The following is a 14,710-nucleotide window of genomic DNA, read 5'->3' as shown; positions in this document are numbered from 1 at the left end:
CCCCGGGCTGGTGTAAGCAGGGGCCCCCTGTTAACGCCTCAGGTATAGAGGGGTTCCCTTCTCACGCAGAAGTGTTAAAAGGGGGCCCCTCCTTGCACCTTGGGCGGGCGTGCGCTGGCGGGTCGGACGGGCGTTACGCTCGGCTCATGCTCCGTTCCGTCATCCTCGCCGCCTCCCGGTCATCCCGGGTCGAGCGGCTCGTCGCGACGGCCCCGTTCTCCCGGGACGTCGTGCGCCGGTTCGTGGCCGGCGCCAAGACCACCGACGCGTTGCGCGCAACCCGCGAACTCGTCGACGATGGTCTCGCAGTCACCCTCGACAACCTCGGTGAGGACACCGTCACGGCAGAGCAGGCGACCGCCACCAGGGACGAGTACCTCGCCCTGCTGCGGATGCTCGCCGAGGCGGGGCTGACGCCCGCCGCCGAGGTGAGCGTGAAGCTGTCCGCGCTCGGGCAGAGCTTCGACGAGCAGCTCGCCTACGACAACGCCCGGACCATCTGTGTCGCCGCCGAGGCCGCGGGCACCACCGTCACGCTGGACATGGAGGACCACACCACCACCGACTCGACCCTCGACATCCTGGCCAAGCTGCGCAAGGACTTCCCGTCGACCGGGGCGGTGCTCCAGGCGTACCTGCGGCGGACCGAGTCGGACTGCCGCGAGCTGGCCACGGCCGGGTCCCGGGTGCGGCTGTGCAAGGGGGCGTACTCCGAGCCGGAGTCGGTGGCCCACCAGTCGGCCCGCGAGGTCGACAAGTCCTACGTCCGCTGCCTGAACATCCTGATGTCCGGTGACGGCTACCCGATGCTGGCCACCCACGACCCGCGCCTGATCGCCATCGGCGAGGACCGGGCCCGCTGGTTCGATCGGGGTCACGACGGCTTCGAGTTCCAGATGCTCTACGGCATTCGGCCGGAGGAGCAGGCCCGCCTGAGCGGTGAGGGCTACACGGTGCGGACCTACGTGCCCTACGGCGACGACTGGTACGGCTACCTGATGCGTCGCCTCGCCGAGCGCCCCGCCAACCTGGCGTTCTTCGCCCGCGCACTCACGTCCAAGAAGTAACTCGTCCGGATCCGGGCCGCCGACCCTGCGGGAGGCGGCCCGACGTCCTGCCCTTGACGAATTTGGCTAATGGGGTTAGCTTCTTGGCTATGGCTATTAGCTTTGTGGGGCGGGACGACGGGCGGATCGCGTACGAGGTGCACGGGCGGGGGCCGCTGGTGGTCCTGGCGCACGGCATGGGGGAGAACCGTCACTCCTACCGCCACCTGATCCCACTGCTGGTCGATGCGGGCTACCGGGTGGCCTCGGTGGACGTGCGGGGGCACGGCGACTCCAGCGCCGGCTGGCCGTCGTACGCCCCGGCGGAGGTGGGCGGCGATTTGCTCGCGGTGGTCCGCGACCTTGGTGACGGTCCGGCCGTCCTGGTCGGCAACTCGTCCAGCGCGGCCGCCGTGGTCTTCGCCGCCACCGAAGCGCCGGAACGGGTCGGCGGCATCGTGCTGGTCGGCGCGTTCGTCGAGCAGCGCAAGCTCAACCCCCTCATCTGGCTGGCCCAGGCAGCGGTGTTGCGCAGCCCGCGGTTGTTCGGGATGTTCCACCGCACGCTCTTCCCGGTGCATCGTCCGGCCGACGACGCGGAGTACCGGAAGCAGATGGTGACCGCGTTGCGCCGCCCCGGCCGGATGGCGCCGGTGCGCGGCGTGATCGTCCCGGTCCAGCCACACTGGACCGCCCAGGCTCCGCTGGTGCGGCAGCCGGTGTTGGTGCTGATGGGATCGAAGGATCCCGACTTTCCCGATCCGCCCGCCGAGGCCCGGGCCGCCCGACGGCTCTTCGAGGTCGCCGAGGCGCGCATGATCGCCGATGCCGGGCACTATCCGCACGCCGACCGGCCGGCGGCGATGCTGGCCGAACTGGTCGACTTCCTGGCGGTGACCGATCGTGCCTAGGGCCGGGCTCACCCCGCAGGTCGTGGTGCACGAGGCGGCCCGGCTCGCCGACGAGGTCGGGTACGACCGGCTCACCCTCGCCGCGCTGGCGAACCGGCTCGGCGTCGCGCTGCCCAGCCTCTACAAGCACGTCAGGGGGGCCGACGCGCTGGCACAGAAGCTGTCGGCGCTGGCCACCGCCGAGCTCGCCGAGGAGATGACCACGGCCGCCGCCGGCCGCAGCGGCGAGGACGCGCTGCGGGCCGTCGCCGCCGCGTACCGCTCGTACGCGCGCCGGCACCCCGGCCGATACTTGTCCGCCCAGCGGGTGCCGGACCCGGCCGACCCGGCGCACCTGGCCGCGGGGCAGCGCGCGGTCGGCGTCGTCTACGCCATCCTGCGGGGATACGGAATCGACGGTGACGCAGCGGTGGACGCCGTCCGGATGTTCCGCGCCGCCGTGCACGGCTTCGTCTCGCTGGAGGCGACCGGTGACTTCGGCCTGCCCCGCGCGGTGGACCACTCCTTCGACCAGATGGTCGCCGCCCTTGGTGTCGCGTTCCGCTCCTGGCCCACCACCGCACTGAGCGGTACGGGCTGACATCCGGGCAGCCGGGACAGTTCGGCGGAGGGGCCTATTCCGCTGACCCGGCCGGAGCCGTAGCCTGCGCCGGTGACCGACGGGGGATATGCGGCCGGGGACAATCCGATGCCGACCGACACGACACGTACCGATGGGATGCCGACCGATGCGACGGCAGGCGAGACGGTGCCGGCAGCAGCGGCGGTGCCCGATCGGCGTCGGCGCCGACGCTGGCCCCTGTGGTCGGCGCTCGTCGCGGTCGTGCTGCTGCTGGCCGGTGGCGTGCCCGCGGTGCTGCTGGCCGACCGACTGCGGGGCGGGAACGTCGGGACGCCCGCCACGGCCGCCTCGCCGTCGGAGAACCCGACCACCATCGCCGCGCGGCAGGTCGCCGAGCGGATCACCGCGCAGTTGGACCGGCAGGCCGCGGCGTTGCTCGGCGGGGACCGGTCCGGCTTCCTGGCGGTCGCGGAAGCCGCCGCGGTGCGTACCGACCTGCGTCGCCGCTTCGCCTCGCTCCGGGCACTGCGGGTCACCCAGTGGGAGGCCCGGGCGAACGGCCTGCCCACGTCGGCCGGGAAAGCCGGTGAGTGGCGGCTGGCGGTCGAGTTCCGCTACTGCTTCGTGGTGCCGGACTGCAACCCCAGCCCGCTGATCGTCGACACCCGGTGGCGCGACGGCGCAGAGCCCCGCCTGCTCTCGCTCGGCAAGTCGAAGACCGCGCCGTCCTACGGCGACCGGGCCAACGGACAACCCGGCAGCCTCCCCTGGGAGGTCAGTGAGTTGGTCTCCAAGGTGGGCAGGCGAACGGTGGTAGCCACCGTGCCGGCGTACCGTCACCGGCTGCCCGGCCTGCTGAAGCGCGCCGAGGCGGCGGCGAAGGTGGCCGACGGGTACGCGGTGAGCGGTGCCGCACCCGACCGGTACCGGATCTTCTACGCGGGCCAGCAGGAGTGGAAGCGGTGGTACGGCGGCGACCATCCGGAGTGGAGCGCCGGGTACGCGATCAACGTCGGCGGCGGCCACTACGAGATCGCGCTCGCGCCCGACAGCTTCGACTACGGAACCGGCCTAGACAGCGTGCTCCGGCACGAGTTGGCACACGCAGCCTCGCTGCCGCAGAAGCGGGACTATTCGGACGACTCGACATGGTGGTTGGTCGAAGGGGTGGCGGAACTCGCGGCGGTCGACGGCCAGTCGGTCGCCCGCTACGAGGGGTTGGACTCCGCCCGGCGGTTGGTCAAGGGCGACTGGGACGGCAAGCTCGACTCCCTCATCCCCGACGAGGACACCTCGGACGACCAGGTGACCGGCAGTTACGGCATCGCGTACCTCGCCGCCCAGTACCTCATCGACCGGTTCGGCGAGGAACGGCTGTTCGCCTTCGTCAAGGCGGTGGTGCACGACCGGCGGGTGCCGGCACAGACCTCCGAGGAGATCTTCGACGAGTCCTGGGCCAGCCTGCACAAGAAGTGCGTGGCGTACATCCGGGCTGCGGTGCGCTGACCGGGCGGGGCTTCGTCGTCGGAGTCGACGCGGGCTCGTAGCATGTGTCGGGTGCGCCGCACCGACTCGCCGCGGCTGCTCGCAGCCACGCGGCCCCGCCTGCTCACCGCCCTGCTCGCCGTCGTCGTCCTGACGCTCACCACCGCCGCCTCGTGTGGCGGTGACGAGCCGTCGATCACGCTCGCCTCGGCCGCGCGAGCCGCCGTGGCCGAGGAGATCGACGCGCCGGCCACGGTCACGGCCCGGGCCGCGGCGACCCTCACCGCCCCGGCCGACGGCACGCTGGCCCGCCTTAGGGTAGAGCCGGGCCAGCGGGTCAAGCGTGGCCAGGTGCTCGCCGTGATCAACTCACCGTCGGCACGGGAGCGGCTCCGTCAGGCGCGGGCCGCGCTCGACGCCGCGAAGCGGGCCGGCGGTGGAGGTGGCGGCGGTGACCTGGCGGGTTCCCTACGGGGCACCGACCGAGCGGCCGGCGAGGCGCACGCCGCCGCCCGCGCCGCCGCGGCGAAGATCAGCGATCCGGAGTTGCGGAAGGCGCTGACCAAACAGGTCGAGGCCGCCCAGCGGCAGTACGCCGCCGCCGCTCGCGCCGCCGACCGGGCGGTACGTGAGGTGCAACGCGGCGTACGCAACCTGAACTCCGCGGTCGGCGCGCTCGCCACCGCGCAACGGCTCCAGGCGCAGCAGGCGTACGACCTGGCGAAGGCGACGGTCGACGCGCTGACCCTGCGCGCCCCGATCCCCGGGGTCGTGCAGCCCGGCGGTGTCAGCGCCGGCGGCTCCTCGGCGGGTGCGCTCGCCGGACTGCTCGACTCGGGTGCGCTGCCCGCCGGGATCGGCCCGGAGGCGCTCGGCGCCGCGCCGGCCGGCCCGCCGCCGGGGGTGGACACCGCCGTCCCGGTCGGTGGCCGGGTCACCGCCGGCACCCCGGTGCTGACCGTGGTGGACACGGGTGAGCTGGGACTGCTGGCCGAGGTGGACGAGACGGACGTGCTGCTGGTCCGGGTCGGTCTCACCGGCACGGTCGAGCTGGACGCGGTGACCGGTGCCACGTACGACGCGACCGTCCGCTCGATCGACGTACTGCCCAGCACCTCGGCACGGGGCGGGGTGAGCTACCGGGTCCGACTCGCTCTCGGCGCCGGACGGTTCGGTGAGGCCGAGCCCGCGCCGGCCCCGCGTCCCGGCATGAACGCGGTGCTGCGGCTGCGGGTCCGGGAAGCGGCGGACGCGGTGACGGTGCCCGCGTCAGCGGTCTTCTCCGCCGACGGGCGGGACACGGTCTGGCTGGTCCGCGACGGCCGGGCCGACCGGGCGGTGGTCACCATCGGTGTCCAGGGTCAGGACCTGGTGCAGATCGTCGACGGGGTGCAGGCCGGCGACCGGATCGTGATCCGTGGCACCGACCAGGTCCGCGAGGGCCAGGAGGTCGGGTGAGCCGGGCTCCGGCGATCGAGGCGGTCGACGTGTCCCGGACGTACCAACTGGACGGGGTGTCGGTGCCCGCGCTGCGGGGCGTGTCGCTGACCGTCGGGGCCGGCGACTACGTGGCGCTGATCGGTCCCTCCGGGTCGGGCAAGTCCACGCTGATGCATCTGCTCGGCGGGCTCGACCGGCCGACCGCTGGTCGGCTGGTGATCGGCGGACGAGAGGTGGGCACCCTCTCCCCGCCGGAGCTGGCGCGGTTGCGCAACGAGACCATCGGCTTCGTCTTCCAGGCGTTCCACCTGCTGCCGCGTACCTCGGCGGTGGACAACGTGGCGCTGCCGCTGGTCTACCGGGGAGTCGGTGCCCGACAGCGGCGCGAGCGCGCCGCCGCGATGCTCGGCCGGGTCGGCCTGGGGCACCGGCTGCACCACCGGCCGAACCAGCTCTCCGGTGGCGAGCAGCAACGGGTGGCGATCGCCCGGGCGCTGGTCACCGACCCGACCGTGCTGCTGGCCGACGAGCCCACCGGCAACCTGGACAGCACCACCGGTGCCGCCGTCCTGGAGCTGTTGGAACGGCTCAACACCGAGTCCGGGGTGGCGCTGGTGATGGTCACCCACGACGCGGAGGTGGCGGCGCGGGCGCGGCGGCGGATCGCGATGCGGGACGGCGTGGTCGTCGCCGACAGCGCAGCTCTCCCGGGTGAGGCGAGTGTCCTGGGCGAGGCGAGGCCGGCTGACGGCGGGGGTGGCCGGTGAGGCTCGCCGAGGCGTGGCGGGTGGCGTGGGACGCGCTGCGGGCCAACCGGATGCGCAGCGCGCTGACCATGCTCGGGGTGGTCATCGGGGTGGCCTCCGTGGTGCTGCTGGTGGCTATCGGTACCGGCACCAAACAGCGGGTCGAACAGCAGGTGGAGGGCCTCGGCTCCAATCTGCTGCTGGTCGTGCCGGGGCGGCTCGACGTGGGCTCCGCCCCGGCGGTCTCGCCACTGACCCTGCAGGACGTGGACGCGGTCGGGCGGGTGGTCGGCGACCCGAGCCGGGTGGCCGTGACGGTCGCCTCCGGGGCGACCGTCCGGGCCGGGAACCGGGAGGACTTCACCACCGTGCAGGGGGTGCTGGAGACCACCCCCACGGTCTTCGCCCGGGAGTTGGGCCGGGGCCGATATCTGACCGGTTCCGACGTGGACACCGGCCGGCGGGTAGCGGTGCTCGGCGACTCGGTCGCCCGGTCTCTCTTCCCCGACCGTGAGGCGGTCGGCCAGCAGATCAACGTGGCCGGGGTGCGGTTCCGGGTGATCGGCGTCTTCGTGCCCCTGGGGCAGAGCCTCGGCGTCGACCGGGACGACGAGGTGCACATCCCGGTGACGGCGGCGCAGCGGCTGTACGGCACCCAGCGGGTCGACGCGATCGCGGTGAAGGCACCGGACCGGGAGCGGATCGACGAGCTGGGCGAGCGGATCGTGGCCGAGTTGAACGGCCGCCATCCGGGTACCGAGTTCAGCGCGGTCACCCAGGAGCAGATCCTCGGTGTGCTGGGCGACATCCTCGGCATCCTGACCGGCGTGCTGGCGGCCATCGCGGGGATCTCGCTGCTGGTCGGCGGGGTCGGCGTATCCAACATCATGCTCGTCTCGGTACGCGAACGGACCCGGGAGATCGGGCTGCGAAAGGCGGTCGGCGCCCGCCCCCGGGACATCGGGGTGCAGTTCCTGCTGGAGGCGGTGCTGTTGACCTCGGTCGGTGGGCTGACCGGGATGGCGCTCGGCGTGGGTGGCGCGCTGCTGGTGGCCGCCCTCTCACCGATCCCGGCGGCAGTCACCTGGTGGTCGCTGGCGCTGGCGTTCGGCGTGTCGGCGGCGGTCGGAATCGTCTTCGGGGTGGTGCCCGCCCAGCGGGCCGGCCGGCTCGATCCGGTGGTCGCACTGCGCGCTGAGTGACGACGGCGATACCCGAGGCCGAGGTTGATCGCTCCGGAAAATCCGGCTAAGGCACCCGACCAGGGGTTTTTCGCCTCCAGACCGGATTCGAGGCATGATCAGTTGCAGGAAGGGATCGCGCCGGTCACAGCCGTCCCGCTACCGTACTGGTAACACGCGCGTCGCCGGCCGTGCGGGAACACCCGTGTGGCGGCACGCGCCGGGCATGGGATGGGTCGGGTGAGCCATGGCCGGGTCGCAGTCCGACGGTCGGCTGTCGGAGGTCAAGTTCCTGACCGTCGCCGAGGTGGCGACGGTCATGCGGGTGTCGAAGATGACGGTCTACCGCCTGGTGCACAGCGGTGAGCTGACCGCCGTGCGGGTGGGCAGGTCGTTCCGGGTTCCCGAGCACGCGGTGCACGAGTATCTCCGCGGCGCCTTCCAGGAGACCGCCTGACCCAGGGGCGGGCCGGGGTCGCGGCAGCCCCGGTGAAGGGCTATCGGCAGGGGGCGCGTTGGTCCTGCTGACCCATCCCCGCTACGCTGGACTCTGATCGTGACCGCTGGTGCGCTCCGCCGCCCACCCCGCCGGTCCGGTTCCTGTCCGCAAGCGGTCGCCGACGCCTCGGTTTCGTGGCGTCCTACCGGTCGCGCCGCACGTTGCATCGAAAGGCTTTCGTATGGGCTCGGTGGTCAAGAAGCGCCGCAAGCGCATGGCTAAGAAGAAGCACCGCAAGCTGCTGCGCAAGACCCGCGTCCAGCGTCGCCGTCTCGGCAAGTGACGGCCGCCGGGCTGCGGCCCGGCACCCGTCGCTCGCCAAACTGTCGACCCTCGGAGGCTCAGTGATCAGGCCGTGGCTGCCCCGGCTCGATCTCAGCTGCCGGGGAAGGCGTCAGACATGACCCCCGGTGGCTCTCAGAGCCCTCCGGGGGTTGTTGTCGTGACCGGGGTCAGTCGATATCTCGGTGCGCACGTCGCCGCCCGGCTCGCCGCCGACCCGCGGATCGACCGGGTCATCGGCATCGACCTGCCCGAGCCGGGGCCGGAGGTCGGCGGCCTGCTCGACCAGGTCGAACGGATCCGTGTCGACGCCGGGTCCGTCGGTGGTCTCCTTGCCGACCTGGACGTGGACACCGTGGTGCATCTGGCCCTGGTCAGCGCCCCGGACCCGCAGCACGGCGGCCGGGCGGCGATGAAGGAGCAGAACGTCATCGGCACCATGCAGCTGCTGGCCGCCTGCCAGCGGGCGCCGCGGCTGCGCAAGATCGTGCTCCGTTCCTCCACCGCCGCCTACGGTGCGTCGTTCCGGGATCCGGCTGTCTTCACCGAGGAGACCGAGCCGCGCGAGGTGCCGCGCGGCGGTTTCGGCCGCGACATCCTCGACATCGAGGGGTACGTCCGCGGCTTCCGCCGTCGGCGCAGCGCCGTCACCGCGACGGTGCTGCGCTTCGCGCCGTTCATCGGCTCGACGGCGGACACCACGCTGACCCGCTACTTCGCCCAGCCGGTGGTGCCCACCATCTTCGGCCGGGACGCCCGGCTGCAGTTCCTGCACTTCGACGACGCGCTGGAGGTGCTGCACCGGTCGGTCGTCGAGGACCATCCGGGCACCTACAACGTGGCCGGGCCCGGGGTCCTCGCCCTGTCCCAGGCGATCCGTCGGGCCGGCCGCATCGCCGTGCCGGTACTGGAGCCGGGAGTGTCCGGTGCCGTCGCGCTCGCCCGGACCATGGGCCTCGGCCGCTACGGCCTCGACCAGGTCGACCTCTTCGTGCACGGGCGGGTGGTGGACATCTCCCGGCTGGAGCGTGAGTACGGCTTCACTCCCCGCTCGACCGCCGCGGCGTTCGACGACTTCATTCGCGCGCACCGCGGTCGTGCCGTGGTCACCCGGGAACAGTTGGCCGTCGCCGAGCAGTTGGTGCTCGACCGCATCCGCCAGGTCCGCGCCGCGGTTCGGGAGCGGTCGTGACCGAGCCGGAGGAGCAGCGTGACGAGGCAGGTCTCGACGACCGGTACGCCGTACCGCCGCCGGTCGTGCCCGACGCGGACCCGGCGCGCAGCAACGGGCACCGCTCGGCCGGGCCGTCCGCGCCGGCCGCGGCGGACCAGCCGGGCGACGTCTGGGACCAGCGGGTCGCCGGTGGCCTGGCGTTCCTGCGCCGGCGGTTGGCCGGCGACTACGAGGTGGACGAGTTCGGCTTCGACCCGGAGCTGACCGAGGCGGTCTTCCACCCGCTGTTGCGACGGCTCTACCGGGACTGGTTCCGCACCGAGGTCAGCGGTCTGGAGAACGTCTCCGCCGACGGCGCGGGGTTGATCGTCGGCAACCACTCGGGCACCGTCGCCCTGGACGCGTTGATCCTCTCCACCGCCCTGCACCACGAGCATCCGGCCCACCGCTATCTGCGGCTGCTCGGCGCCGATCTGGTCTTCCGGATGCCGGTGGTCTCCGAGATCGCCCGCAAGACCGGCGGCACCGTGGCCTGCAATCCCGACGTGGAGCGGCTACTGCGCGGCGGCGAGTTGGTGGGCGTCTTCCCGGAGGGCTTCAAGGGGATCGGCAAGCTGTACGCGGAGCGCTACAAGCTGCAACGTTTTGGTCGGGGCGGTTTCGTCTCGGCGGCGTTGCGCACCGGCACCCCGATCATCCCGGTCGCGATCGTGGGCGGCGAGGAGATCTATCCGATGCTCGCCGACATCAAGCCGCTCGCCCGGCTGCTCAAGCTTCCGTTCTTCCCGGTGACGCCCACCTTCCCCTGGCTCGGGCCGCTGGGCATGGTGCCGCTGCCGAGCAAGTGGCTGATCGAGTTCTGCCCGCCGATCCCGACGGCTCATCTGGTGGATTCCGCGGACGATCCGCTGGTCGTGTTCAACCTCGCCGACCAGGTGCGGGAGACTATCCAGCAGACCCTGCACCGGTTGCTGGAGCGCCGTCCGGACCCGTTCGGCCCTTAGACTCCAGGTGTACCGAGAAGCTGCCCCGTACCGCCACCACCCTGGCGTCGAACCGGGTGAGCGGCAGTTGCGCGTAGACGTCGTCCGAGTAGTCCTGCTCGGCCAGCCAGGTCAGCAGGGTCGCCCGTTCCCCCGTGCGCAGAGCGGGCGCGAGGCACGCGTCGACCACCGCCTTGAGGAACCGGTCATCGACGGTGACCTTCCCCTCGACGACCATGCAGAACAGGGTGGCCACGGCCGTGCCGTCGCCGCTGGGGCTCTTCAGTACGCCGTACCGGGTGCGCAGGCCGGTGCCGGGCATGGCAGCGGTGGTGTCGTAGCCCCGGGCGAAGGCCTTCGGCGGACTGTCCCAACGTTTGCGCCAACTGGCCGCGACGGTCTCCACCGTGGTCCCGGGGATGGGCGGTAGCGGCGCGGCGGACGGTCGTTCGGTCGGCTCGGCTGCGGGCGTGGGTTCCAACGCCGGCGGGTTCTCGGCCGCCGGAGCGGGGGTGGACGATGCCGGCCCGGCGGTGCCCGCCTGGTCGTCCCGGTCGCCGAGCCACCGTGCTCCGACGAGCACGAGTGCGACTGTGATCAGCAGGATCAGTCCTACGAACAGCGCTGTTCCGCCGCGCCCGAATCTCGGTGACCGGCGTGCTTCGGCCCCGATCTGGCCTGTCATGCGTGACCCCCGTCGTCGTGCGGCCGTGGCCACAGAGGACCCTTCGGCCGGGCCAAGCTAGCACTGGGTCCGGGTGCGGTCAACGTTGCGTGAGGAAGTGAAATCTGCAAGGGTTTCGATGTCTGGTACGCGGTCAATCACACGGGGGAAACGTGAGCGGCTTCCGCGCGCACATGTCCTATTTATCCTTTCTATTGGTCGGGCTCCTGGTCCTGGTTCCGGCCGCTCCGGCAGCTGCCGCAGCAAGCTGTGTCGGAGCCACCTGCAACGGCAAGATGGCAGCCGCACAGGGCTGCACGGCCGGTGCCTTCGCCATCAACGGCTTCACCCTCAACGACCCGGATGTGGGCCAACCACCGCGCGGTGACCTGTGGTTCAGCCCGGCCTGCAAGGCCATGTGGGGTGAGTTGAACGCCCCCGAACTCTACGGGTTCCTCTTCGCGCAGCTCTGGACGCAGCCCGAGTACGGCGGCGTCAACGTCCAGGCGGACTTCTTCCAGATGAGCAGCGCCGGCAACTACACCACGCCGATGGTCGACTGGGAGCAGTCGGTCAAGTTCTGCGGCAGCCACAAGGGGACCGACCCGGACATGGACCTTCCGTCCGGGGGCTACAACGCGTGCACTTCGTGGCGCTGACCTGCCACGGCTGCAGTCCATGGGAATTCACAGTGGCAATTACGGGGGAATCGTGCGTGCACTGAAGAAAAGATTGCGGCGCTGGATCGCGGCCGCGACCGCTGTGGTCGTGATACCGGCCGCGGGCCTGCAGGTATCGACGCCGGCCGGTGCGGTCGAGCCGGAGCGCCCAGCGGCCCCGGCGGCCTTCACCGCACCCGACGAGGCGCTGGGCAAGGCCTGGCGGAAGTCCACCGACGTGCTGGTGACCGGGGCCGGCGACACCGACGGGTACCACCTCTACGTGGCCCGGGAGTCCGACGCCTTCGGCTGGTCCACCCTGGCAACCCTGACCTCCAGTTCACTCGACGTCGGCCCGTGGACCGGTGCCGTCTGCGTCACCGGCTCCGGCCGGTACGCGGTCGCCGTCTTCGCGCCCAAGAAGGCCGCCAACAAGCCGGAACTCTCCCGTTCCGGCGCGCTGGCCGCGGTGGTGGAGATCGCCACCGGCAAGGCCACCCACGTGGCCACCGGCGTCGAACTGGCCTACTTCAACCCGGCCTGCGGTCCCGGCGACCGGGCGTTGCTCACCCGATCCGTGGGCGACGACTTCGCCCTCTCCACCGAGTTGCTGACCGTCGACGCCGCCAAGGGCCGGGTGACCAAAACCCGCCGCGTCGACGGCCAGCTCACCACGCCCGCCCCGGCGTCGGACGGCGACTACGGCATCCTCGGCGGTCAGCTGGTACGCGTCGACGCCGCCGGCCGGATCAGCCGGCTGGCCCGGCCGCAGGGTCAACCCTTCGCCGTGCAGGCCACCGCAGGCAGCGGCATCGACCTGGTGAGCGTGGATGGTGAGCAGGCGGTCGCCCAGCGGTTCCGCGACGGCAAGCTGGCCGTCACCGCGACTGGTCCTCGGAACCGGCTCCAGCTGTTCGGGCAGCGCGGCGGTCGAAACGTGCTGGTCGGGAAGGCCAGCATGCGTGGCACCGCGCCAGAGCTGAGCGTCCTTGCCGCCGACCGCCAGGTGCGGGCCCTCTCCGCCGAGGGGCATCTGATCGCCGAAGAGGTGGTCACCCAGCAGAGCATGCGCTCGGTCGGGCAGCCGTTGAGCCCGGCGGACCCGGCCGACGCCGGCGGCGTACGGGTAGCCGTCCGGGCGACGGTCAGTGGCCAGGCGGCCGTGCACACGCTGGACACCTCACTGGCACCCACACTCGACGTCGAACTGGGTTCCGGTACGGCGGAGGCTCGCACCAACGCGGCCGCGGCCGACATCGGGACCCCGACCTGCGCCGTCCCGCGCAACGATCCCCGGGTGCAGCCGCTGCAACCCAGCCCGGACATGGTCGAGTGGGCGGTCAACCAGGCGGTACACGGGCGACTCAACATCACCCGGCCGGCAAATTACCTGAAGGCGGGCCTGCCGGCGTACCAGCCGCAGGGCCTCTTCCCACGGCGTCAGCTCGCCGGTGGCGGTAAGGTCCCGGCCCAGGTCATGCTCGCCGTCCTGGCTCAGGAGACGAACCTGTCGCAGGCGTCGTGGCGGGTCGTGCCCGGCGACACCGGTAACCCGCTGATCTCCAGTTACTACGGCAACGAGGACAACCTCGACGTCATCGACTACAGCAAGACCGACTGCGGGTACGGGATCGGCCAGGTCACCGACGGGATGCAGACGGAGAACAACCTCTTCACCGACGTGCAGCGTCGGGCGATCGCGGTGGACTACGCGGCCAACATCGCCGCCGGGCTGAACATTCTGATCGAAAAGTGGAATCAGATGAACAGCGAGCTCGAAGCGCACAAGAGCTACATGAACAACAACGACCCGACCTGGGTGGAGAACTGGTTCCTCGCCGTCTGGGCCTACAACAGCGGCTACTACCCGTACGACCGGCGCAACACCGACCTGCAGAAGGGCAAGTTCGGGATCGGGTGGTTCAACAACCCCGCCAACCCGAGGTACCCGGCCAACCGGGAACCCTTCCTGCGCGCGACCATGGCCGACGCTGAGCGGCCGAACGACTGGGCGTACCCGGAGCGGATCATGGGCTGGGTGGAGACGCCACAGCAAAAGGGCTTCCCGATCATGTCCGAGGCGTACTCGCATCCGGAGTACAGCAGCAACTCGCCCAACTACCCGGCACGGTTCACCAAGGTGCTGTCCATCCCGGACCGGTATGCGTTCTGCGACCCCGATGTGAACAGCTGCTCGCCGGCCACCAACGGCTGCCCGGCGGACTCCGAGGTCTGCTGGTGGCACGGCGTGGCGAATTCGGGCAACTGCCTGTTCGAGGAGTGCGCCCGGGAGAAACTCAGCTACGGGGCCGGCGCGGCCGAGCCCGGGGTGAAGCGCATCTACCCGCGCAACTGCGAGACCTTCACCGGCGACAAGAACGGCAACCGCAACACGAACAAGCGGATGTCGATGGTCTACTCGCTGAACGACACCGGGCAGTACAACCTCGGATGCGACATCGGCGCCACCGACGGCAAGTTCACCATCCGGCGGGGCCTCCCGGCCGGCGGTGGCACGGCACCGTACGCCGAAATCGACCTGCACCAGATCGGTGCCGGCTACAAGGGCCACATCTGGTTCACGTACGTGAACAGCAGCAACCCGAAACGCCGGATCGTCGGGTCGTGGACGCCGAACCTCGACCTCGTGCCCGGCGAACGGGCCCGCTACGACATCGTCGCCCACGTGCCCAGCCACGGTGCCGACTACCACAACGCCTCGTATCTGATCACCACCGGCACGATCGGCGAGCAACGAACCTGCGCCCTCAACCTCGCCGAGGAGGCCGGCTGGGCGCTACCCGGCGGCATCCCGAACCCGAACCCCGCCAACCTCGGCGAGGACAAGTGGGTGTACCTGGGCTCCTACGAGTTGGGCCGGGGCGCGCAGGTGCAGCTGAACAACGTCGGCACGATGCTCACTCGGAACTTCGACGCGGTCGCCTTCGACACCATCGCGTTCGTGCCGATCGGCAGCAACGCCGGGCACTCCTGCGGCGACGACTACTGACGGGCTTTGCCGGCTGTACCGCCGCCGGTCCCGCCCAGGCACCACACGGTGTCGGGCGGGGCCGGCGG

Annotated in this window: 14 protein-coding genes; 13 read left to right on the top strand and 1 reads right to left on the bottom strand. The window is 71.3% G+C overall.

What is annotated here, in order from left to right:
- Positions 1–146: 146 nt before the first annotated feature.
- The 11 genes from BMY89_RS11175 to BMY89_RS11125 all read left to right on the top strand — a co-directional run bounded on the left by BMY89_RS11175 (position 147) and on the right by BMY89_RS11125 (position 10,330).
- Positions 147–1,067 (top strand): proline dehydrogenase family protein, encoded by a 921-nt coding sequence (locus tag BMY89_RS11175; protein WP_092378947.1) that lies wholly within the window; start codon positions 147–149, stop codon positions 1,065–1,067.
- Between the two features lie 89 nt (positions 1,068–1,156).
- Entirely contained in the window at positions 1,157–1,957 is an 801-nt protein-coding gene (locus BMY89_RS11170; protein WP_092378942.1) for an alpha/beta fold hydrolase, read from the top strand.
- On the top strand, positions 1,950–2,537 hold the full coding sequence (locus tag BMY89_RS11165; RefSeq protein ID WP_092378939.1) for a TetR/AcrR family transcriptional regulator: 588 nt from the start codon (positions 1,950–1,952) through the stop codon (positions 2,535–2,537). Before BMY89_RS11170 ends, BMY89_RS11165 begins: the two co-directional genes overlap by 8 nt.
- A gap of 72 nt (positions 2,538–2,609) precedes the next feature.
- A complete protein-coding gene (locus BMY89_RS11160) occupies positions 2,610–4,025 on the top strand; it encodes a hypothetical protein (RefSeq protein WP_232521183.1) in 1,416 nt (471 codons plus the stop codon).
- Between the two features lie 42 nt (positions 4,026–4,067).
- Positions 4,068–5,462, top strand: a complete 1,395-nt coding sequence (locus tag BMY89_RS11155) for an efflux RND transporter periplasmic adaptor subunit (protein WP_092378936.1) — start codon at positions 4,068–4,070, stop codon at positions 5,460–5,462.
- Positions 5,459–6,211, top strand: coding sequence for an ABC transporter ATP-binding protein (locus BMY89_RS11150; protein WP_092378934.1), 753 nt, complete (start codon positions 5,459–5,461; stop codon positions 6,209–6,211). Before BMY89_RS11155 ends, BMY89_RS11150 begins: the two co-directional genes overlap by 4 nt.
- Positions 6,208–7,392: an ABC transporter permease gene (locus BMY89_RS11145; protein WP_092378931.1), complete on the top strand. Its 1,185-nt coding sequence runs from the start codon at positions 6,208–6,210 to the stop codon at positions 7,390–7,392. Before BMY89_RS11150 ends, BMY89_RS11145 begins: the two co-directional genes overlap by 4 nt.
- A gap of 226 nt (positions 7,393–7,618) precedes the next feature.
- Positions 7,619–7,828: a helix-turn-helix domain-containing protein gene (locus BMY89_RS11140; protein WP_007465625.1), complete on the top strand. Its 210-nt coding sequence runs from the start codon at positions 7,619–7,621 to the stop codon at positions 7,826–7,828.
- A gap of 223 nt (positions 7,829–8,051) precedes the next feature.
- The gene (locus BMY89_RS11135) at positions 8,052–8,153 is read left to right on the top strand and encodes a 30S ribosomal protein bS22 (RefSeq protein WP_007465623.1); all 102 of its coding nucleotides are present in this window, start codon (positions 8,052–8,054) and stop codon (positions 8,151–8,153) included.
- Positions 8,154–8,270: 117 nt separating this feature from the next.
- The gene (locus BMY89_RS11130) at positions 8,271–9,344 is read left to right on the top strand and encodes an NAD-dependent epimerase/dehydratase family protein (protein WP_092378928.1); all 1,074 of its coding nucleotides are present in this window, start codon (positions 8,271–8,273) and stop codon (positions 9,342–9,344) included.
- A 176-nt stretch (positions 9,345–9,520) separates the two neighbouring features.
- A complete protein-coding gene (locus tag BMY89_RS11125; RefSeq protein WP_232521221.1) occupies positions 9,521–10,330 on the top strand; it encodes a lysophospholipid acyltransferase family protein in 810 nt (269 codons plus the stop codon).
- On the opposite strand, the gene BMY89_RS11120 is transcribed toward BMY89_RS11125, so the two are convergent.
- Positions 10,272–10,892 carry a hypothetical protein gene (locus tag BMY89_RS11120; protein ID WP_092378922.1) on the bottom strand — a complete coding sequence of 207 codons (621 nt, stop codon included), beginning with the start codon at positions 10,890–10,892 and terminating at the stop codon, positions 10,272–10,274. The genes BMY89_RS11125 and BMY89_RS11120 overlap by 59 nt on opposite strands.
- A 377-nt stretch (positions 10,893–11,269) precedes the next feature.
- Here BMY89_RS11120 and BMY89_RS11115 point away from each other — a divergent pair, with 377 nt between their 5' ends.
- Together BMY89_RS11115 and BMY89_RS11110 are read left to right on the top strand one after the other, a co-directional pair.
- The gene (locus BMY89_RS11115; RefSeq protein WP_092378920.1) at positions 11,270–11,632 is read left to right on the top strand and encodes a hypothetical protein; all 363 of its coding nucleotides are present in this window, start codon (positions 11,270–11,272) and stop codon (positions 11,630–11,632) included.
- Between the two features lie 52 nt (positions 11,633–11,684).
- Entirely contained in the window at positions 11,685–14,642 is a 2,958-nt protein-coding gene (locus tag BMY89_RS11110) for a hypothetical protein (RefSeq protein ID WP_232521182.1), read from the top strand.
- The last annotated feature ends 68 nt before the right edge of the window (positions 14,643–14,710 follow it).

This window comes from Micromonospora phaseoli, from assembly GCF_900109115.1.
GTDB lineage: Bacteria > Actinomycetota > Actinomycetes > Mycobacteriales > Micromonosporaceae > Micromonospora > Micromonospora phaseoli.
Note: the sequence above shows the minus strand (reverse complement) of the source record. Positions and strands in the feature narration are given on the sequence as shown.

Excerpts from the sequence above, each read along its gene's own strand:
- BMY89_RS11175 (WP_092378947.1), top strand. The coding sequence starts at position 147 with ATGCTCCGTTCCGTCATCCTCGCCGCCTCCCGGTCATCCCGGGTCGAG.
- BMY89_RS11170 (WP_092378942.1), top strand. The coding sequence starts at position 1,157 with ATGGCTATTAGCTTTGTGGGGCGGGACGACGGGCGGATCGCGTACGAG.
- BMY89_RS11155 (WP_092378936.1), top strand. The coding sequence starts at position 4,068 with ATGTGTCGGGTGCGCCGCACCGACTCGCCGCGGCTGCTCGCAGCCACG.
- BMY89_RS11140 (WP_007465625.1), top strand. The coding sequence starts at position 7,619 with ATGGCCGGGTCGCAGTCCGACGGTCGGCTGTCGGAGGTCAAGTTCCTG.
- BMY89_RS11135 (WP_007465623.1), top strand. The coding sequence starts at position 8,052 with ATGGGCTCGGTGGTCAAGAAGCGCCGCAAGCGCATGGCTAAGAAGAAG.
- BMY89_RS11130 (WP_092378928.1), top strand. The coding sequence starts at position 8,271 with ATGACCCCCGGTGGCTCTCAGAGCCCTCCGGGGGTTGTTGTCGTGACC.
- BMY89_RS11115 (WP_092378920.1), top strand. The coding sequence starts at position 11,270 with ATGGCAGCCGCACAGGGCTGCACGGCCGGTGCCTTCGCCATCAACGGC.